Origin of the sequence: Streptomyces corynorhini (genome assembly GCF_003346515.1) — a bacterium.
GTDB classification, from domain to species: Bacteria; Actinomycetota; Actinomycetes; order Streptomycetales; family Streptomycetaceae; genus Streptomyces; species Streptomyces corynorhini.
Window position 1 is genome coordinate 1 of sequence record NZ_QQNA01000026.1, and the last position, 18,140, is coordinate 18,140.

The 18,140-nt window shown below is 71.4% G+C and carries 20 protein-coding genes, 1 tRNA gene and 2 pseudogenes; 10 read left to right on the forward strand and 13 right to left on the reverse strand.

The annotated features are described in order from the left end of the window. Positions 1–121: 121 nt before the first annotated feature. Positions 122–1,540, reverse strand: a complete 1,419-nt coding sequence (locus tag DVH02_RS04575) for a serine/threonine-protein kinase (RefSeq protein WP_114622377.1) — start codon at positions 1,538–1,540, stop codon at positions 122–124. A 96-nt stretch (positions 1,541–1,636) separates the two neighbouring features. After that, the gene (locus DVH02_RS04580; RefSeq protein WP_114622378.1) at positions 1,637–2,185 is read right to left on the reverse strand and encodes a helix-turn-helix domain-containing protein; all 549 of its coding nucleotides are present in this window, start codon (positions 2,183–2,185) and stop codon (positions 1,637–1,639) included. Positions 2,186–2,369: 184 nt separating this feature from the next. Here DVH02_RS04580 and DVH02_RS04585 point away from each other — a divergent pair. Beyond that, positions 2,370–2,442: transfer RNA gene (locus DVH02_RS04585), tRNA-Ala, on the forward strand. A gap of 168 nt (positions 2,443–2,610) precedes the next feature. Here the strand turns inward: DVH02_RS04585 and DVH02_RS04590 are convergent. The 6 genes and pseudogenes from DVH02_RS04590 to DVH02_RS04610 all read right to left on the reverse strand — a co-directional run. After that, positions 2,611–3,285: pseudogene (locus DVH02_RS04590) on the reverse strand (substrate-binding domain-containing protein); the annotation flags it as partial. Between the two features lie 162 nt (positions 3,286–3,447). Next, positions 3,448–4,137, reverse strand: a complete 690-nt coding sequence (locus tag DVH02_RS04595) for a lytic polysaccharide monooxygenase auxiliary activity family 9 protein (protein WP_114622379.1) — start codon at positions 4,135–4,137, stop codon at positions 3,448–3,450. A 231-nt stretch (positions 4,138–4,368) separates the two neighbouring features. Next, a complete protein-coding gene (locus DVH02_RS04600) occupies positions 4,369–4,569 on the reverse strand; it encodes a hypothetical protein (RefSeq protein ID WP_114622380.1) in 201 nt (66 codons plus the stop codon). Between the two features lie 107 nt (positions 4,570–4,676). Further along, complete coding sequence (locus DVH02_RS35050) at positions 4,677–4,844, reverse strand: hypothetical protein (RefSeq protein WP_158575840.1); 168 nt, start codon at positions 4,842–4,844, stop codon at positions 4,677–4,679. Positions 4,845–4,907: 63 nt separating this feature from the next. Then, positions 4,908–5,810, reverse strand: a complete 903-nt coding sequence (locus DVH02_RS04605) for a serine hydrolase (protein WP_114622381.1) — start codon at positions 5,808–5,810, stop codon at positions 4,908–4,910. Continuing rightward, positions 5,807–6,724: a LysR family transcriptional regulator gene (locus DVH02_RS04610; RefSeq protein WP_114622382.1), complete on the reverse strand. Its 918-nt coding sequence runs from the start codon at positions 6,722–6,724 to the stop codon at positions 5,807–5,809. The genes DVH02_RS04605 and DVH02_RS04610 overlap by 4 nt, the downstream gene beginning before the upstream one ends. Positions 6,725–6,914: 190 nt before the next feature. Between DVH02_RS04610 and bla the strand changes: the two genes are divergently transcribed. After that, entirely contained in the window at positions 6,915–7,910 is a 996-nt protein-coding gene (gene bla, locus DVH02_RS04615) for a class A beta-lactamase (RefSeq protein WP_114622383.1), read from the forward strand. Positions 7,911–8,141: 231 nt separating this feature from the next. Continuing rightward, entirely contained in the window at positions 8,142–8,519 is a 378-nt protein-coding gene (locus tag DVH02_RS04620; protein WP_114622384.1) for a DUF6344 domain-containing protein, read from the forward strand. Between the two features lie 280 nt (positions 8,520–8,799). Here DVH02_RS04620 and DVH02_RS04625 read toward each other — a convergent pair whose 3' ends face one another. Continuing rightward, positions 8,800–9,543 carry a DUF5324 family protein gene (locus DVH02_RS04625; protein WP_114622385.1) on the reverse strand — a complete coding sequence of 248 codons (744 nt, stop codon included), beginning with the start codon at positions 9,541–9,543 and terminating at the stop codon, positions 8,800–8,802. A 302-nt stretch (positions 9,544–9,845) separates the two neighbouring features. Here DVH02_RS04625 and DVH02_RS04630 point away from each other — a divergent pair, with 302 nt between their 5' ends. Next, positions 9,846–10,370, forward strand: coding sequence for a peptidylprolyl isomerase (locus DVH02_RS04630; protein WP_114622386.1), 525 nt, complete (start codon positions 9,846–9,848; stop codon positions 10,368–10,370). A gap of 137 nt (positions 10,371–10,507) precedes the next feature. Continuing rightward, positions 10,508–11,416 (forward strand): rhomboid family intramembrane serine protease, encoded by a 909-nt coding sequence (locus tag DVH02_RS04635; protein WP_114622387.1) that lies wholly within the window; start codon positions 10,508–10,510, stop codon positions 11,414–11,416. A gap of 334 nt (positions 11,417–11,750) precedes the next feature. On the opposite strand, the gene crgA is transcribed toward DVH02_RS04635, so the two are convergent. Continuing rightward, positions 11,751–12,008 (reverse strand): cell division protein CrgA, encoded by a 258-nt coding sequence (gene crgA, locus DVH02_RS04640; protein WP_114622388.1) that lies wholly within the window; start codon positions 12,006–12,008, stop codon positions 11,751–11,753. A gap of 145 nt (positions 12,009–12,153) precedes the next feature. Between crgA and DVH02_RS04645 the strand changes: the two genes are divergently transcribed. The 3 genes from DVH02_RS04645 to DVH02_RS04655 all read left to right on the forward strand — a co-directional run bounded on the left by DVH02_RS04645 (position 12,154) and on the right by DVH02_RS04655 (position 13,881). Next, on the forward strand, positions 12,154–12,921 hold the full coding sequence (locus DVH02_RS04645) for a DUF881 domain-containing protein (protein ID WP_114622389.1): 768 nt from the start codon (positions 12,154–12,156) through the stop codon (positions 12,919–12,921). 160 nt (positions 12,922–13,081) lie between these two features. Beyond that, on the forward strand, positions 13,082–13,255 hold the full coding sequence (locus tag DVH02_RS04650; protein WP_114622390.1) for a hypothetical protein: 174 nt from the start codon (positions 13,082–13,084) through the stop codon (positions 13,253–13,255). Further along, entirely contained in the window at positions 13,252–13,881 is a 630-nt protein-coding gene (locus DVH02_RS04655; RefSeq protein ID WP_407697589.1) for an aminodeoxychorismate/anthranilate synthase component II, read from the forward strand. The genes DVH02_RS04650 and DVH02_RS04655 overlap by 4 nt, the downstream gene beginning before the upstream one ends. Before the next feature lie 146 nt (positions 13,882–14,027). Here DVH02_RS04655 and DVH02_RS04660 read toward each other — a convergent pair whose 3' ends face one another. From DVH02_RS04660 to DVH02_RS04670, 3 genes are all read right to left on the reverse strand, one after another. Next, positions 14,028–14,672, reverse strand: coding sequence for a response regulator (locus DVH02_RS04660; RefSeq protein ID WP_114622394.1), 645 nt, complete (start codon positions 14,670–14,672; stop codon positions 14,028–14,030). A gap of 77 nt (positions 14,673–14,749) precedes the next feature. Then, positions 14,750–16,003, reverse strand: a complete 1,254-nt coding sequence (gene macS / locus DVH02_RS04665; protein ID WP_114622391.1) for a MacS family sensor histidine kinase — start codon at positions 16,001–16,003, stop codon at positions 14,750–14,752. Between the two features lie 101 nt (positions 16,004–16,104). Next, positions 16,105–16,863 (reverse strand): lysophospholipid acyltransferase family protein, encoded by a 759-nt coding sequence (locus DVH02_RS04670; protein ID WP_114622392.1) that lies wholly within the window; start codon positions 16,861–16,863, stop codon positions 16,105–16,107. 147 nt (positions 16,864–17,010) lie between these two features. Here DVH02_RS04670 and DVH02_RS04675 point away from each other — a divergent pair, with 147 nt between their 5' ends. Next, complete coding sequence (locus DVH02_RS04675; RefSeq protein ID WP_114622393.1) at positions 17,011–17,790, forward strand: alpha/beta hydrolase; 780 nt, start codon at positions 17,011–17,013, stop codon at positions 17,788–17,790. Further along, positions 17,783–18,140: pseudogene (locus tag DVH02_RS04680) on the forward strand (hypothetical protein); the annotation flags it as partial. The gene DVH02_RS04675 and the pseudogene DVH02_RS04680, both read left to right, overlap by 8 nt.

Here is an 18,140-nt window from a genome sequence, read left to right on the forward strand (position 1 = left end):
TTCTGGGGGCGCGTGTGGTCCAGCGCCGAGTCCGGGGCCGGGTCGTCCGGGTGCGTGGCCGGGGGCCGGGGTCGGCGTCGCGGTCGGGGTCGGGGCCGGGTTTCCCGGGGCGCGGCGCGGCTCAGGTCTGGGTGAGCGCCCAGATGCCCACCGCGAAGCAGGCCAGCGCCAGTACCAGGATGGGGACCGCCACCTTGAGGGTCGGCCCCGGCCCCTTCCGGAGCGCGTGGTGGGCCGCTCGCGGCCCCTGGTGCGACGGGAACTGCGACGGGGGCTGCGACTGGGCTTGGGCCTGGGCCTGGGCGTGGGCCTGGGGTGTTGCCGGGGCGGGGAGTTGAGCGCTCTGAGCGGTGTACGCGCGGGTGGACGCCTGCTCAGGACGGACCGCCGCGGTCTGCGCCTGGGACAGGGACACCTCGGTCGGCGTGGGGTACGCGGGGAGGTCCGGCCGCTCCCGGCTCGGGGGAGGGGGGAGGTGGAAGCTGCCGGTCTCGGACATGGACGGCGGCGGGACCGCCGCGCCGGAGGTGCCGGTGGTGCCTGAGGACTCCGGGGTACCGGGGGTGCCTGAGGTGCCTGAGGACTCCGGTGGGGTGGGGGGCGCCGGTACGACCGGTGACTCGGCTGCCGGAGCTGCCGGGGCTGCCGGAGCGGCGGCTTTGAGCGGGCCCGAGGGCCCGAAGCCCGGGGGGAGCGGGCCGATCTGGTCGAAGACCTCGACCGGCTCCTCGTCACCCGTCGGTTCGGGGAGCAGCTCCACGGCGCTCGTCAGCGCCTTGCGGGCGCCGTTGGCCGTACGGAACCGGGCGTGCGGGTCGGGCTGGAGCAGCCCCGCCAGGACCTGCCAGAGCGGCTCGGGGATGCCCTGGGGCGCCCCGGGGGTGCCGTGCGCGGCGAAGTACTCGACCAGGGCCTTGGAGTCCGGCTTCTGCCCCTGGAGGAGGTACAGGGCGACCAGGCCGACGGCGAAGAGGTCGGAGGGGAAGTCGGGCTCGGCCCCCATCATCTGCTCGGGCGCGAAGTAACCGGGCGTACCCACCACGTAGTTGGTCTCGGTGAGGCGCGGCTCGCCCTTGCGCATGGAGATGCCGAAGTCGGAGAGGCGCAGGTGCGGCCGTGCCGTACCGGTGGCCTCCATAAGGAGGTTGGCCGGTTTGATGTCGCGGTGCACCACCCCCTCGGCGTGCACGGCGGCCAGCCCGGCGAGCAGCTGGTCGAGCAGGGTGCAGACGAAGCGGGGCGGCAACGGACCGTAGTCGCCGATGACATGGGCGAGTGACCCGCCGCTGACGAGGTCCATGGTGAACAGGACCTTGTCGTCGTCCGCCGCCCAGCTGGCCGGGGCGAGTACATGCGGGTGGTCGATCCTGAGCGCCTGCTCGCGCACGAACCGCAGCAGTGTGTGCGCGTCGCTCTGCTGGAGGACCTTCGCCGCGACGTAGCGCCGCCGTCGCTGGTCCCAGGCACGCCAGACGGCACCGACGCCGCCCCGCCCGATCGGGTCGATCAGCTCGTACCGTCCCGCGAAGATCTCACCCATTGCGCCGCGCTCGCTCCCCGTCGTCCCAGTCGTGTCATCCGCGGGCCTGCCGCGGGCCCCCCGTGTACTGGCCCGCCGCTCGGTGTCCGCTGCCCGTCAGCTCTGATGTGCCTCGTAGTGCGCGACTGCTTCGGCGGTGCGCCCGGCCCCGTACACCCGGAGGAACTCTGCCAGTTCCGGCTGGGTCGGGGCGAGGGCGTCCGCCGCGTCTATGATGTCGCCGGCCGCGGCGACCGACCGCAGCAGCGACTGGATCTCGCGGACCACCCGGCGCACGGTGGGCGCGCCCGTGCTGTTCGTCGTCTGGCTGGTGGCGGTGAGGACGGAGCCGCCCTGCGACTTCTTGATCTCCTCCATCCGGTCCGTGGCCTCCCCCGCGCTGACGCTGCCGTCGGCGACCTGCCCCGACAGATCCTGGAGCGCCTGGACGCGCTGGACGACCGCCGGATTGCCGATCTTCGCGCGCTGGCCGCTCATCAGCTGCGAGAGCATCGGGGCCGAGAGACCGAGCACCGAGGCCAACCGGGCCTGGTTCAGCCCCAGGTCGTCGATGAGGCGGCGGAAGAGCGCCCCCAGGGGCTCTCCGTACCAGCTTCGCTGAAGCTCTCTCGCTCTGGCTGTCGATTCCTGCTGTGCGGCGTCCATACGCGTCTCCCCATCGCTTCCCCATGCGGCAGCTTCGCTGCTGCGAACCTCGTGGGGCATCTTACGGAGAGTGGTCGTGCACGGGGAGCCCCAATCCTTTTACGGGATACCGGTCGGCACCCGGTACTCTGGTTCCCGGCGAGGGGAGATCCGCTCTCCGCGAGTCGGTGTACCCGCCCGTCACGGGGCCTTAGCTCAGTTGGTAGAGCGCTGTCTTTGCATGGCAGATGTCAGGGGTTCGACTCCCCTAGGCTCCACAGTTTCAAGACCCCTCTGACCTGCAAGAATGCAGGCAGGGGGGTCTTTTTGTGCCGATTTCTCGTGCTGACATGTCAGCACGGTTGTGCTGACACGATCCCTCAAAGGTCGTCCCACACGCGCGTAGACCCCCGTCGGGGACTCCTCTGCGCGAGAGGGCGCGACGGTCACGCCGACGCGCGGACCACGATCCGGCCGGGCGTGGGGGCCAGGTCCTGTGCGTCGATACCGAGGGCGCCTCGGGCGGCGAGCCGCCCGAGGACTTCGGCGTCGATATGGACGGTGGTGAGCGCGGGCGTGGTCAGGGAGCCGTACTCGGTCTCGTCGAAGCCCATCACCGCCATGTCCTCGGGCACGCGCACCCCGAGGTCGTGCAGGGCGGTCAGGCCGCGCAGCGCGATGTCGTCGTCGAACGCGGCCAGAGCGGTCACGTCCGGATGCGCTGCCAGGAACGTCGCGACGGCGGTCGCGCCGGTCTCCCGCGGCCGAGGTACGACGAGGTGTTCCAGAGGCGGAAGTCCCAGCCGCCGGGCGGCCTCCCGGGCGAACGCGAGGCGCGCCTCGGTGAGCGGGAATGCATGGTTGGGCATGGCCATCGCGATCCGGAGGTGTCCCCGTTCGGCGAGCGCCTTGTGCTTCTCCTCCAGCGCGCTCCAGAGCGATGCGCCGTCGATCGCCGGGTGACCTTCCGGGTATCCGGCGATGCCGACCCGCCGAACGCCGTACTCCTGGAGCAGCCCCGTCTCGATCAGGGACAGGGAGTCCGCGTAGGAGCCCTCGGGGTGCGCCGGGTCTCCGCCGACGAGGAACACGTTGTCGGACGTGCCGTCGGACGGTTCTCCGTCATCGGACGGTTCTCCGTCAGACGCGAAGGCCGGAGGCCGTGGTGCGCGGGGGTATCCGGAAGCCGGGGGACGGAGACGGAGACGGAGACGGCGAACGGGCCGCACGCGCTTCGGCGCGTGCGGCCCGGTGGGGGGTGGCGATCAGGAAGTGGTCGTGGCTCAGGTGAAGTTCACGTCGCTGCACAGGAAGTACGTCTGGTCCATGTGCGACGCCTGCCAGATCGTGTAGACGACGTGCCGGCCGCTGTAGCCGCTGGTGGTGACGGGGATCTCGTAGTTCTGGCTCGGCGCGTACCGGCCGGTCTGCGCGACCAGTTGCAGATCGTTCCAGGTCAGCGGCTGCGTGGTGGGGTCGTAGCCCTGCCGGGTGACGTAGACGAGGAAGTAGTCCGCGCCGTGGCTGGCCTGGTCGTACAGCTTGACCGTGAAGTTCCTGGCCAGGTCGGTGGTCTTCCACGCGCCGGGCGTGTCCAGCGAGTTGTAGCGGCCGCTCTCGGTGTGGCCCCCGCTGCACAGCTGTCCGTTCGGGATCACCGCCTGGAAGTTGCCCGCGGAACCGTCGCGGTAGAGCCCGTTCCAGTTCCACATGGCGTTCGGATTGTCCTGCCATGCCTGCCAGCACATCGGGTCCTGCTGCGCCATGGCGGGATTCTGGAAGTCGCTGCCCCAGCGCAGCCAGCAGCCGTAGTTGCGGGACGCCGGGTCGATGACGGAGCCGTGGGCGGCGGCGGTGCCGACCGACGGGATCAGACAGAGCAGTACGGCGGAGAGCAGGCCGAAGGCCCACAGGAGCCGCGACGGCGGCCCGTGGTGCGCCCGGCCGTTCCGGGACGTACGGGAGGTATTCATGGGGGATCTCCTGCTTCCGGTAGTGGGGTTCCGGTATGGGAGCGCTCCCAGATTACGGTTGTGTTGCATGGCGGCCTAGGTCTGAAACACGCCATCGCGTGTCGTCGTGCGCGTCGAGCGCCCATCGTGCCGTCTGCCGTCTGCCGTCTGCCGTCGTGCTGCTGTCGTGCCGTCCCGCTGTCGCGCCGACGCGCCATTGCGTCGTCGCGACGGGCTCGGTGGTGCGGCGTGTCAGGCGGACTGCCGCGCGCCGTTCGCCCGGCCGCTCCCCCGCAGCAGACCGACGCCCGCCCCGAGCGAGACCACGCCCATGCCCACGCTCGTGACCATGCCCTGCGCGCCGTCGACGACGAAGGGCGCGATCGCGGCCACGACCAGGTTGAACAGGAAGAGGAACCAGAGGACCGGCTTGGAGGAGAGCAGCGACTTCATGACGTTTCCCGGTGGATTCGAGGAGCGGTGAACCTTTCGCCTTCCACGATCCCGGCGCGGGCCCCGCGCCACGAGAGAGCACGCTCCCGAGCCGGTGGTGCAGCCCGCTACACCACTGTCCGGGAGCGCACCTCCTCGTGGCGCGGGCGAGGCGCGGGGATCGTCGTCTGCGGCGGCGGGGTCGGTGTCGCCTCCAGCGTGGCCGTGGCGGCGCTGGCCGGGGCGATGCCCTGGGCGGTGGCGAACGCGCTGATCACCGCTGCAGGTATCGGCACCGGCACCGGCACCTGTGGCGGCACCTGTGGCGGTGGCGGCACCTGTGGCGGTGGCGGTCCGCGTCAGAGCTGGCGCAGGTGGTCGCGGAGTGTCCGGGCGGCCTGCGCCATGAGGGCGTCGGCGCCCGGCTGGGCGTTGGCGGGGACCAGGGACTCGGTGAGGACGGCGATGGCGAAGGCGCTGCCGTCGGTGTGCTCGACCACGCCGATCTCGTGGCGGAGGTTGAGCAGCGTGCCGGTCTTGGACGACCACGTGGTGGCGTCGCTGCTGAAGTCCGGGGCGAGGCGGTGGCGCAGCACGTTGTGCGACATGAGGCCGCGCACCTGGTCGGCCACGTCCGGATGGATGGTGGTCGGTGTCCACAGGGCCTGGAGCAGGTCGACGTAGGCGCGGGCGCTGCCCGAGTTGGCGCGGGCCACGTCGAGCTGCGGCAGCCGGTGGCCGTGGCCCTGGGTGCCGGCGTCGATGGCGAGCGCGTGGGCGAGGTGCGCCTGGGCGGCGTCGAAGCGTTCCGCGGGGGTCCGGCTCAGTTCGCGCATGGTGTGCCGTACGGAGATGCCGCGCAGGCCGAGCCGGCGCAGGATGCCGGCGACCTCGGCGGGCGGAGTGAGGCCGAACAGCGCGTCGGCGGCCGTCCCGTCGCTCACGCAGGTGCTCAGATAGAGCAGGTCGTCGATGGCGATCCTGGCCGGGTGGCGGAACCGGCTCAGCCCGGTGGGCCCCGGTGTGGTGATCCGGCCGGGCCGCACGTCGAGCGCGGTCGCCCCGTCCAGCTCGCCGCGCCGGATCCGGTCCAGCGTCGCCAGCGCGAGGGGGATCTTGACCAGGGAGGCGGTGGGGAGCTGGACGTCCGGCTCGATGCCCAGCTCCTGGCCGGTGCGCAGATCGCGGACGAGGAGACAGCCGTACAGACCGCCGTCGAGCAGTTCTCGGCGCAGTCGGCGCAGCATCGCCTCGGTGCTCATGGCGCCACCTCGCGCGCGGTGGCGCGCTCGCCGCCGCCGCTCGGGCCCGTCGCTCCCAGGCAGCGCGCGATCGCGTCGCCCAGCCGCGCCCGGACGCGCTCCGGGTCGCCGGTGGCGGCCGCGGCCAGGGCGAACCCCCGGGTGAGCGTGGTCTCGCCGAGGGGGCGCCAGTGCAGGCCCAGCTCCGTGGCCTGCTCCGGTGTGCACAGCAGGACGTCGCGCGAGCAGAGGACCTCCGCCGCTGCCGAGGTCAGGTCGGGCGCGGTGACGAGCTGAGCGGGCCGCAGCCCCACCGCGTCGCGCAGCCGCGTCAGCGGATCGCGGATGTGCGGCACGTCGTCCTCCGGCTGGATCCAGACGCGCCGGGCCGGTCCGGCGGCGGCGCGCCCCAGGCGCAGCGTCTCGATGTAGACGCGGTTCACGCCGGGGTCGTCGGCGCAGGCCAGCCCGAGCGGCAGCGACCAGGCCGCCTCGTCGGGCGGTACGGCGAGCAGCGCGGCGCGCACCTGCTGGGAGTGGAGCAGCTCGGCCCGCTCCGTCGGCGGCGCGACGCGCAGCTCCAGCATGACGCCGCGCCCGCGCCCGTCGGCGACGAGGCGGGCGAGACCGGCCGGGGGGCAGACGCCGGGCACCGCGAGCCGCCAGGGTTTGCGCCGGGCGGCTTCCGCCTCGTGCCGGAGCACCTCTGCGGCGCGTACGAGCGCTCGCGCCGCCGACAGCATGTCCCGGCCGAACGGCGTGAGGGTCGCCCGGCGCGAGGTCCGCTCGAACAGCTGCTCGCCGAGGTGTTCCTCCAGCGCGGCGACGCGTCGGCTCGCCACCGGCTGGGACATCCGCTCCGCGGCGGCCCCGACGGTGAAACTCCCCCGTTCGCTCACGCTGACGAAGGCCCGGCACGCTCCCACCAGATCCATGGGCCGCACTGTATGCGGTTTCCGCATGGAGTGGCACACAGACGTATTGGACCGCATGGGCACCGGAGGGTGAGGTGGGGGTGGCAGCCGCGACGGGGCCCCGGACTTACTCGTCTAGTGGGCCCCGGTCGTTCCCTTTCCCACGCTCCCCCGCGTCTCGTGCCACGGGAGCGCCAGGAGGTCAACACTCATGTCCACGACCACCCCCGTCCAGCTCACCCGTGCCCGGCCCGCCCGAGGCCGCCGCGCCCTCGCCGGGGCGCTCGGCGCGCTCGTCCTCGTACCGCTCGTGGCCTGCGGACAGGACGGTTCCTCGGCCTCGGCCTCGGCCGCGGCCTCGTCCTCGGATTCGGCGTCCGCGAAAGCGGCGTCCTCGGCCTCGTCGTCGTCCTCGGCCACTCGGTCGTACCTCGACGCCTTCAAGGGGCTGGAGAGCAAGTTCGACGCGCGGCTGGGGGTGTACGCGGTCGACACCGGGACCGGCGAGGAGGTCGCGTACAACGACGGCGAGCGCTTCGCCTACGCGTCCACTTTCAAGGCCCTCGCCGCCGGGGCCGTGCTGCGCGAGCACGCGCCCGACGGGATGGACCAGGTCGTCAGGTACTCGGAGAAGGACCTCGTCAGCAACTCGCCCGTGACCGAGAAGCACGTCGCGACCGGGATGACCCTCGCCGAACTCTGCGACGCCGCCGTCCGGTTCAGCGACAACACGGCGGCCAATCTGATGTTCGACCACATCGGCGGGCCCAAGGGCCTCAACACCGTGCTCAAGGAGCTGGGCGACGATGTCACCCGGATGGAGCGCCGCGAGCCGGGGCTGAACGACTGGGTCCCGGGCCAGAAGCGTGACACCAGCACCCCGCGCGCGCTCGCCGAGGACCTTCGCGCGTTCGTGCTCGGGGACGCCCTCGGCGCGGCGGAGCGCGCGCGGCTGACGCACTGGCTGCGGACCAACACCACCGGCGACGAGCTGATCAGGGCCGGGGTGCCCCAGGGCTGGGTGGTCGGTGACAAGACCGGAGCCGGTGGCACGTACGGCACCCGGAACGACATCGCCGTGGTGTGGCCCTCGGCCGGGGCTCCCGTCGTCATGGCGATCCTGACGAACCGGACCGAGAAGGACGCCGAGTACGACAACAAGCTGATCGCGGAAGCGGCCTCCGTGATCGCTGACACGTTGTCATAGCCGCTGCTGGACGGGCCTGTCGGGCGGCGGGCACCGGTAGGGCGAGGGGGTCGGGGGAGGTGCGGGAGTGCCGGTTGGACCGTACGAGTGGTGTTCATCCGAAGAACTGCGTACGGGCGGCGTCGCTCCCCCGATTCCCGAGATGCGTCCACATCATGAGGAAGGTATGTAGATCGCGCAACTCGGAAGCTCGCTCAAAAACCGACCCGAAACGATCGAAAGCGAGGGATCATGGCCGCCAACAAGGTCAAGAAACTGTGGACCGTCCTCATCACCGCCTTCTTCGCGATGCTCGCCTCCCTGGGCCTCACCGCCCCGGCCACCGCCGCCGGCACCGCCGTGCAGCAGCCGGCCGACCAGCCGGCGTCGGCTCCCGCCGCCGTGCCGCACCACGACGCGGAGGCCGGTACGGCCAGGAGGGCGGTGGTACCGAGGGCGCTGCCGCGTGACCGGTCGCTGCCGCCGACGATCAAGCAGCGCATCCGCGCCGAAGCGCACGGCTCCTCACCGTCGGTCCGTCATCTGCCCGCCGTCCTGCCGACCGAGACCGACGCCGCCGCGGCACGTGAGAGCGCGTACGCGGCCGACGCGGCGCTCGTCGCGGCGTGAGGCGCCGGGAAACCCGCGGTCTCCCGGCGCCTGTCGAGCCGACGTTCGCCGAATCAGCTCTCGTCGACTCAGCTCTCGTCGACTCAGCTCTCGTCGGACCTGCGCCCGTCGGACCCGGCAGCAGCTGCCGTAGCCACAGCTGCCGTAGCCGCGGACGCCGGAGTCACAGCCGCAGCCGCAGCCGCAGCCGCAACCGCCTTGGATGCCGCAGCAGTCACAGCCGCGACAGTCCCGTTCCGCCGCTCCCGCCCTGCCGCGCCCGCCGCGATCCGTCCACTGATCAAGGACGGTCGTCCCGGTTCCGGTTCCGCTCCGCCGCCTCGGCCTCGGCCTCGGCCTGCTTGGCCTCGACCTCGGGATCGAGCGGATCGACCGGATGGACGACATGGCTGCCGTCCACGGACGTCAGCGGAGCCCCGTCCGCGACCTCGGTGGCCGCCGGGGGCTCCACCAGCCAGTCCGGGTTGGCCTGCTTGTCCCACCACTTCCAGGCGGCGAAAGCCCCACCGGCCACGACTCCGAGGACCGCCAGGCCCTTGACCAGCCGGCCGGCCCTGGCCCGCCGCTCATGCTTCCGCACCAGCTTCTGGATCTCCTTCGCCGTGACCTGTCCGCGCAGCGCGGCCAGAGCCGCCGCGGAACGCGCCGCCGCCTGCTCGGCGACCGGCTGTGCCGTCGCCACCGCCTGCTCGACCCGGGGCACCGTGTAGTCGGCCGCCTGACGGGCGGCCTTGCGGGCATGGTGGACTCCGCGGTGAGCGGCCTCATCGAACTTCGGGGGTACTCGGGGCGCCACATGGGCGCCGTACTGCTTACGCGCTTGTTTACGCGCCTTGTGCGCGGCCTTCGACACGGTCGGGGCGAGCTGCTTGCGCGCCTCGCGGGCGTATACAGCGGCCTGTTCCTTGGCCAGAGCGGCCTGTTCCTTGGCCGTACCGGCGTAAGGTGCCACCGCTTCCGCGGCGTGCTGCACGCTCTCCTTCGCCGAACCGGTAGCGGCGCGCACGCTGTCCATGCGGGTCACAGGATCATCCTCCTCGGTGGCGTTCCGTATTTCGCCTATCCACCCTTTTCGAAATCATGCATGGCGCGCACCGCTCCGGCATGCATTACAGGCATCCGGGTCATGACCGCGCGTCATGCGACGCGACGTGGGCACCGCCCCGCGCCGCCGCTCACGGCTGCCCTTCTTCCGGCGCCGCCCTTCCCGCTGTTCGCTCTTCCGGCTGTTCGCTCTTCCGGGCCCCTCCGCGCCTTGTACGCCGGGGCCGCACTCTCTCCGTGCGAGGATCGTCAGAGTCAGCGAAGACTCACGGAAGGCACATCGTGGCCGAGCAGCTTTACGCCACCCTCAAGACCAGCCACGGCGACATCGAGATCCGGCTCCTGCCGAACCACGCGCCGAAGACGGTCAAGAACTTCGTCGAGCTAGCCCAGGGTGAGCGCGAGTGGGTCAACCCGGAGACCGGGCAGAAGACCCAGGACCGGCTGTACGACGGGACCGTCTTCCACCGGGTCATCGGCGACTTCATGATCCAGGGCGGCGACCCGCTGGGCAACGGCACCGGGGGCCCGGGGTACAAGTTCGCGGACGAGTTCCACCCCGAGCTGGCCTTCACCAAGCCGTACCTGCTGGCCATGGCCAACTCCGGCCCCGGCACCAACGGCTCGCAGTTCTTCATCACCCTCGCGCCGACCACCTGGCTCACCGGCAAGCACACCATCTTCGGCGAGGTCACCGGCGCCGGCACGAAGGTCGTCGACGCCATCGGCGCCACGCCGACCAACCCGCGCACCGACCGTCCGGTGCAGGACGTCGTGATCGAGTCGGTCGTCGTCGAGACCCGCTGACGAAGCCGGCCGTACGGTTCCCGGCTTCCGGGAACCTTCCCGCCCCGCCCGTCCGTAGTGCTTACATACCGGATGGGCGGGGCGGTGCGCTGTGCCCGGCCGCGCACTGTCCGCCGCTACGAAGACCGAGGGGACCGATGGACCACCCGCCAGGCGGCCACGGAGGCCAGGACCAGCAGCCCGCCGTCAACCAGTCCGTGCCCAGCTGCTACCGGCACCCGGGCACGGAGACGGGCATAAGCTGCACGCGCTGCGAGCGCCCCATCTGCCCCGAATGCATGATCAGCGCGTCCGTCGGGTTCCAGTGCCCTGACTGTGTCCGGCAGGGCTCCGGTACGGGACACGGGCCGACGGCCAACCAGCCGCGTACCCTCGCGGGCGGCTCGATCGCGGCCGACCCCCGGCTGGTCACGAAGATCCTGCTGGGCGTCAACGCGGCGGTCTTCATCGCCGTCCTCGCGGTGGGCGACCGGCTCGTCGAGGACCTCGACCTCATCGGGCGTGCCCAGTACGCCATGTTCGAACCGCTGATCGGCGTCGCGGAAGGCCAGTGGTACCGGCTCTTCACCGCGATGTTCCTGCACCAGGCGATGATGCACTTCGCCTTCAACATGCTCGGCCTGTGGTGGCTCGGCGGACCGCTGGAAGCGGCGCTCGGCCGCGCCCGCTATCTCGCGCTCTACCTGGTCTCCGGGCTGGCGGGCAGCGCCCTGACCTATCTCCTCGCCGCGCCGAACCAGCCGTCGCTGGGGGCGTCCGGCGCGATCTTCGGGCTGCTCGGGGCCACCGCCGTACTGATGCGGCGGCTCAACTACGACATGCGGCCGGTTCTGATCCTGCTCGCGCTGAACCTGGTCTTCACCTTCGCCTGGCCCGGCATCGCCTGGCAGGCGCATGTCGGCGGGCTCATCGGCGGCACGGTCATCGCCGTCGCGATGGTGCACGCGCCCCGGGAGCGGCGCTCGCTGGTGCAGTACGGCGCCTGCGGTCTGGTGCTGCTCGCGACGGTGGCCGTGGTCGTGGCCAGGACCGCCGCGATCACCTGACGCACGCGCGCGGCGGCCACCGGGTGCCCCGGCTGCTCTCTCCGATGTTCTCTGCGGGCGGGCGCGCGGCGCGCGAACGAGCGAGCCGGGGAAAAGTTGTCCACAGACTGTGGCGGATCTTGTGCATCCTGTGGGGAACGAGTCCGCCCCTTGTCCTCGGTGCCGGACTGGCCAGCAAGGACAAGGGGCGAGCGCGTCATCAGGATGGGCGACCCAGTCACACCGGCGTCAACATCCCGTGGAGTTATCCACAGATCGTCTGACCTTTTCCCCTGCTTGTGGATAACTGTGTGGACAAGTCAGGGGAGAGCTTGACGGCCCGGGAGGGGACCGGCTACTTCCATTGGGTGGAGACACCGAAGCCGGCGGCGATGAAGCCGAACCCGACCACGATGTTCAGATTCCCGAAGCTCTTTACCGGCAGATCGCCATCGGTCACATAAAAGATGACGATCCAGGCCAGCCCGATCAGGAACAGCGCCAGCATGACCGGAGCCACCCAGCTCCTGTTGGTCAGCCTTATGGCGGTCGCCTGCTTCGCGGCCGGAGGCGGCGTGAAGTCGGCCTTCTTGCGGATACGTGACTTCGGCACGAGGGACTCTCCTGTCGATGCGCTGCGTTACCGCGCAGGGAACTGTCAAGGGCGGTGACCGAGGCGGGGAGCAGGGGGATCACCGCCGCCGTCGGGCGTCCGTTAGCGTAGTGCTTCCGCGGCGCCTTAAGGAGATAAGGGTACGTTGAGCAATTCCGCCGACTCGAACCCAGGCCCGGTCGTCCGGCGGGTCCGGCGGCCCGTTCGGCTGCTCACCGCCGCGGTCTTCGCGCTCGCCGGTCTGATCTTCGTGACCAGCTTCAATACCGCCAAAGGCACCAATATCCGCACGGACGCCTCGCTGCTGAAGCTCTCCGACCTGATCCACGAGCGGGACCGCAAGAACGCCGAGCTGGGCGACTCCACCGCCGCCGTACGCAGCAGGATCGACGCCCTCGTCGCCCGCGACCACGGCTCCACCGCCGCCGAGGAGGCCCGGCTGCGGCAGCTGGAGACCTCGGCGGGCACCAAGGCGCTCACCGGCGGGGCCCTCACCGTCACCCTGGACGACGCTCCGCAGAACGCCACCGCGAACCCCGGCTACCCCGATCCGCAACCCAACGACCTGGTGATCCACCAGCAGGACCTGCAGGCCGTCGTCAACGCCCTGTGGCAGGGCGGCGCCGAGGGCATCCGCGTCATGGACCAGCGACTGATCTCCACCAGCGCCGTGCGGTGCGTGGGAAACACGCTGATCCTCCAGGGCCGCGTCTACTCCCCGCCGTACAAGATCACCGCCGTGGGCGACCGGGGCAAGCTGCGCAAGGCCCTCGACGACTCCCCGGCGATCCAGAACTACCAGCTGTACGTCAAGGCGTACGGACTCGGCTGGAAGGTCGATGAGCTGGGCAAGGAGACGCTTCCCGGCTACTCGGGCACCGTCGATCTGCACTACGCGGAGCCCACCGGATAGCGAGCCGCCGCCGGACCGGCCCGCGAAGCCCCTGGGGCGCCTGTGACGAAGAGCAAGTCCCGAACGTCCGTGCAGCTGCCCCATGCACGGCCCACGCGCGGGTGCGGGCCTTTAGTCTGGTGCGGTACCGCCGGGTGCGGTACCGAACGGAAGGGACAGCATGTACGGCTGGATCTGGCGGCATCTGCCGGGCAACGTGTGGCTGCGGGCGGCGCTCTCGCTCGTCTTGGCGCTGGCTGTCGTCTATGTGCTGTTCCAGTACGTGTTCCCGTGGGCGGAGCCGCTGCTCCCGTTCAACGACGTGACCGTCGACGGAGCGGAGGCGGCTCGGTGACCGCGCGCGTTCTCGTCGTGGACAACTACGACAGCTTCGTCTTCAACCTCGTCCAGTACCTCTACCAGCTCGGCGCCGAGTGCGAAGTGGTACGGAACGACGAGGTGTCCACCGCGCACGCCGAGGACGGCTTCGACGGCGTGCTCCTCTCCCCGGGGCCCGGCACCCCCGAACAGGCCGGTATCTGCGTCGAGATGGTGCGCCACTGCGCCTCGATCGGCCTGCCCGTCTTCGGTGTCTGCCTCGGCATGCAGTCGATGGCCGTGGCCTACGGCGGCGTCGTGGGCCGCGCGCCCGAGCTGCTGCACGGCAAGACGTCCCCGGTCACGCACGAGGGCAAGGGCGTCTTCGCCGGGCTCCCCTCGCCGTTCACCGCGACCCGCTACCACTCGCTGGCGGCGGAGCCCGCGGAGCTGCCGGCCGAGCTTGAGGTCACGGCGCGGACGGCGGACGGCATCATCATGGGCGTACGCCACCGTGAACTGCCCGTCGAGGGAGTGCAGTTCCACCCGGAGTCGGTCCTGACGCTCGACGGGCCGGGGATCGTGGCGGAGCTGCTGGCGGGGCTGGGCGGTGCCGGACGCGTCACGGACGGGACGGAGCAGGGCGCGCGGGCGCTGGGCTGAGCACGGGCCCGGTGGCGGTGCGGTCCGGTCCGGTCCAGCGTGGTCCGGTGCGGTGCGGGCCGGTCCGGTCGAGTGCGGGCCGGTGCGGTCCGGTGCGGTCCCGTGCGGTCCGGCATCGGCCGCCCCCGCGCTCCCCGCGCACGCGCTCAGATGTCGTCCAGGCCCCGCTCGATCGCGTACCGCACCAGCTCGACGCGGTTGTGCAGCTGGAGCTTGCCGAGGGTGTTCTGCACATGGTTCTGCACGGTGCGGTGCGAGATGACCAGCCGCTCGGCGATCTGCTTGTACGACAGCCCCTTGGCGACCAGCCGCAGCACCTCGGTCTCCCGGTCGGTCAGCTCCGGGACCTTGGGCTCGTCGGAGGCGACGGGCGCGGGCGCGGCGGCGAGCCGCCGGTACTCGCCGAGGACCAGCCCGGCCAGCCCGGGGGTGAAGACGGGATCCCCGGCGGCGGTGCGGCCCACGGCGTCCGTCAGCTCTCGCGTACTGGCCGACTTGAGCAGATAGCCCGTCGCCCCCGACTTGACCGCTTCGAGGACGTCGGCGTGCTCCCCGCTGGCGGAGAGCACCAGGACGCGCAGCCCCGGCAGGGAGCCGACCAGCTCCTTGCAGACCTGGACACCGGGCATACCCGGCAGGTTGAGGTCGAGGACGAGCACCTGGGGGGTGGCGGCCCGCGCCCGGCGCACGGCCTGCGGGCCGTCGCCCGCGGTGGCGACCACCTCGAAGCCCGCCGCCTCCAGGTCCCGGGCGACCGCGTCGCGCCACATCGGGTGGTCGTCGACCACCATCACCCTGACCGGGCCGACCGGGTCCGTACCCGGCAGCCCGCCGTCCGGCCCGTGGGGCCCGCTCGTGTCCCGCTCGCTCATCGGTCTCTTCCCCGTCCCCGTGGAACTCTCAGCTCTACTTCCGTGCCCTGGCCCGGCACCGAGATCAGCTCGGCGGTACCGCCCAGATCCCGCAGCCGCCCCCTGATCGACAGGGCGACCCCGAGCCGGCCCTCCCCCTCGGCCTGCGCGAGCCTGCCCTCGGGGATGCCGGGACCATCGTCCCGTACCGTCACGGTCACCTCGTCCGCCCAGTCCTCGACCAGGATCCACGCGCGCGCGTCGGCGCCCGCGTGCCGGGTGACATTGTCCAGTGCGGCGCTGACGGCCGCCGCCAGCTCCCGCGCGGCGTCCGGTGCCAGCAGCACCGGAGCGCCCGGCTCCGCGAAGGTGACCTTCGAGGTGCTGTACGGCGCGAGCAGCGTCCGCAGGTCGCACGGGCCCGCGGCGGCGCGGGCCGGGTCCTCGTCCGTCTCCCCGTACGTCCCCCCGTACGCATCCTCGTCCGCTCCGAAGCTCCGCACGACGGCGCCCTCGGCGGCGTCCTCGGAGACCCGGGTGGCCGGCACCAGTCCGCTGGAGACCAGGCTGCGCAGGGCGATCTCCTGCTCCCCCGCCATCCGGCCCAGCTCGGCGGCCTCGCCGCCCATGGCCGTACCGCGCCGCTGCACCATCGCCAGCACCTGGAGCACGCTGTCGTGGATGTCCCGGGCCAGCCGCTCCCGCTCCCGCGTCGCCGCCTCGATCTCCAGGGCGCGGGCGAGGGTGCGCTCGGAGGCGCGGGCGACCTGGACGACGTAGCCGATGGCGATGGAGGAGACCCACACCAGCACCACGTTGTGGATCGTGTCCCGGCTGGGGTGACCGCGCTCGATGAGGTTGGCCGCCGCCACGAGGGACGAGGCGAAACCGGCCCAGCGCCAGCCGCCCTTGATGGCGAAGGCGAGGACCGAGCCGGCGGTCCATATCGACGGCAGGGTGGTGCCGTCGATGCTCCGGGCGTCGAAGTCGGCCAGCGGGGTCAGCAGGATGCCGGTCAGGGCGATGGTGAGATCGGCGATCAGGAAGCGCTTGGTGCAGTTGGCCGCGTTGGCCACCTTGGGCAGGGTGACGAGCGTCCAGACCGCCAGGAAGACGAGGAACACGACGGCGACCCAAGGGCGTTCGAAGCGGTCGCGGCCGAAGGAGAAGAGCAGTACCGCGTAGACCATCGCCAGCACGCGGAATCCGCTCAGCGCGCGCCACAGCGGCTGCTCGACCGACATCCGCACGACCCGTTCGCGTTTCGCCACGTGCCCCCCCTGGTTCTCGCGTCCCGGCCCGGAGTCCGCCGTACGGCCCGCGGACCGCCCCCGCGGGCTTTCTCGGAGCCTGCCGGGTCGACGACGGACCCTCAGCCGCCCTTGGTGTCGGCCTGCCCGCTCCCCTGTGGCTTGGCACCGGCCGCCTTGGCGCTCGCCGCCTTGGCCTCCTCCGCCAACTGCCGCTTCGCCGCCGTCGCGTAGACGTCGACGTACTCCTGGCCGCTGAGCTTCATGATCTCGTACATGACCTCGTCGGTGATCGACCGCAGGATGAAGCGGTCGCCCTCCATGCCGTGGTAGCGGCTGAAGTCCAGTGGCTTGCCGATCCTGATCCCCGGGCGCATCAGCTTGGGCACTACCTTGCCGGGCGGCTGGATCTTCTCGGTGTCGATCATGGCGACGGGGATGACCGGCGCCCCGGAGCCGAGCGCCACCCGGGCCAGGCCGCCCGGCTTGCCGCGGTAGAGCCGTCCGTCGGGCGAGCGGGTGCCCTCCGGGTAGATACCGAAGAGTTCGCCGCTCTTGAGGACCTTTATCCCGCTCTCGATCGCGGCCTCGCCCGCGCCCCGTACACCGGAGCGGTCCACCGGCAGCTGTCCGACGCCCTTGAAGAAGGCGGCGGTGAGCTTGCCCTTCACCCCCGGAGAGGTGAAGTACTCGGACTTCGCGATGAAGGTGACCTTGCGGTCGAGCACCGCCGGCAGGAAGAAGGAGTCGGAGAAGGAGAGATGGTTGCTCGCGAGGATCGCCGGCCCCTCCGCGGGAATGTTCTCAAGGCCCTCCACCCAGGGCCTGAAGGCGAGTTTCAGTGACCCGCCGATGGAGAACTTCATTGCGCCGTAGATCAACTCGGGTGCCTCCTGTGTGCTGTCGGACAGACCTTAACCCGTGGGAGCCCCGGGCTCCCCTTCATGGGTGCCCGACGGACCTGGTCGGTGTCGGTCCGGTCGCGTACGGTGAAGTACATCTTCCGAGACTCACGAACAGGAGACCCCGTGCCGGTCCTGCCTGGAGCCGAGCCCTACCACCACGAGGGCGGAGAGGTCGGTGTCCTGCTCTGTCACGGATTCACCGGATCCCCGCAGTCGATGCGTCCCTGGGCCGAGTATCTGGCCGAGCGCGGGCTGACGGTGGCGCTGCCGCTGCTTCCCGGCCACGGCACGCGCTGGCAGGACATGCGGATCACCGGCTGGCAGGACTGGTACGCCGAGGTGGACCGGGCGCTGCGGGAGCTGCTGGAGCGGTGCTCCCGGGTCTTCGTCCTCGGGCTCTCGATGGGCGGGGCGCTCGCGCTGCGGCTGGCCGCCGGGCACGGGCGTTCGGTCAGCGGGATCGTGGTGGTCAACCCGGGGATAAAGGTCCACGGAGTCGCCGCGTACGCGCTGCCGGTCCTGCGCCATGTGGTGCCGTACACCAAGGGAGTGGCGAACGACATCGCCAAGGAGGGGACCGTCGAGCTGGGTTACGACCGGGTGCCGCTGCACTCCGCGCACTCGCTGCGCGAGTTCTTCCGGCTGGTGGACGCGGCGCTGCCGCAGGTCACCCAGCCGTTGCTGCTGCTGCACAGCCCCATGGACCATGTGGTGCCGCCCGCGGACTCCGCCCGGATCCTCGGCCGGGTCTCGTCGGTGGATGTCCGTGAGGTGCTGCTGGAACAGAGCTACCACGTCGCGACGTTGGACCATGACGCGGAGCGGATTTTCGAGGAGAGTCTCGCGTTCATCGGCCGGCTCGCTCCGACTGTCGGGAAGAAGGGGAGCACCACCGGTGGCTGAGCACAACGCGGACCGTGAGCCGCAGCCGATCGACGAGGACGCGGCCTGGGCCGCGATCGTCGCGGGATACGGCGAGGAGCCGGCGGATCCGCCGGGCGCCAAGCCGTTCAAGTCCGTGGAGGACCTGGCGCTGCTGGAGAGCGATCACAACAGCGGTACGGGCCCCGGCGACGAACGGGACGCGGCGACCGCGGAGCGCGAGCGGCCGGAGCGGGACCCGGCGCGGGAGCCCGGCGCCGACGCGGCGAAGGGCGCAGGGGAAGATCCCGGGAGAGACGCGCTGCGGGACGCCCCGAAGGGCCTGGAGAAGGCGTCGGGGAGACCCGGGGCCGCCACCCCCGCCGCCCCCG

What these genes read in the sequence shown, in the direction of transcription:
- DVH02_RS04610 (WP_114622382.1), bottom strand. Translation starts at nt 6,724, where the DNA reads ATGGATCTGGTGGGAGCGTGCCGGGCCTTCGTCAGCGTGAGCGAACGG.
- DVH02_RS04575 (WP_114622377.1), bottom strand. Translation starts at nt 1,540, where the DNA reads ATGGGTGAGATCTTCGCGGGACGGTACGAGCTGATCGACCCGATCGGG.
- DVH02_RS04595 (WP_114622379.1), bottom strand. Translation starts at nt 4,137, where the DNA reads ATGAATACCTCCCGTACGTCCCGGAACGGCCGGGCGCACCACGGGCCG.
- DVH02_RS04650 (WP_114622390.1), top strand. Translation starts at nt 13,082, where the DNA reads ATGTACGGCTGGATCTGGCGGCATCTGCCGGGCAACGTGTGGCTGCGG.
- DVH02_RS04580 (WP_114622378.1), bottom strand. Translation starts at nt 2,185, where the DNA reads ATGGACGCCGCACAGCAGGAATCGACAGCCAGAGCGAGAGAGCTTCAG.
- bla (WP_114622383.1), top strand. Translation starts at nt 6,915, where the DNA reads ATGTCCACGACCACCCCCGTCCAGCTCACCCGTGCCCGGCCCGCCCGA.
- DVH02_RS04620 (WP_114622384.1), top strand. Translation starts at nt 8,142, where the DNA reads ATGGCCGCCAACAAGGTCAAGAAACTGTGGACCGTCCTCATCACCGCC.
- DVH02_RS04660 (WP_114622394.1), bottom strand. Translation starts at nt 14,672, where the DNA reads ATGGTGGTCGACGACCACCCGATGTGGCGCGACGCGGTCGCCCGGGAC.
- DVH02_RS04600 (WP_114622380.1), bottom strand. Translation starts at nt 4,569, where the DNA reads ATGAAGTCGCTGCTCTCCTCCAAGCCGGTCCTCTGGTTCCTCTTCCTG.
- DVH02_RS04605 (WP_114622381.1), bottom strand. Translation starts at nt 5,810, where the DNA reads ATGAGCACCGAGGCGATGCTGCGCCGACTGCGCCGAGAACTGCTCGAC.
- DVH02_RS04635 (WP_114622387.1), top strand. Translation starts at nt 10,508, where the DNA reads ATGGACCACCCGCCAGGCGGCCACGGAGGCCAGGACCAGCAGCCCGCC.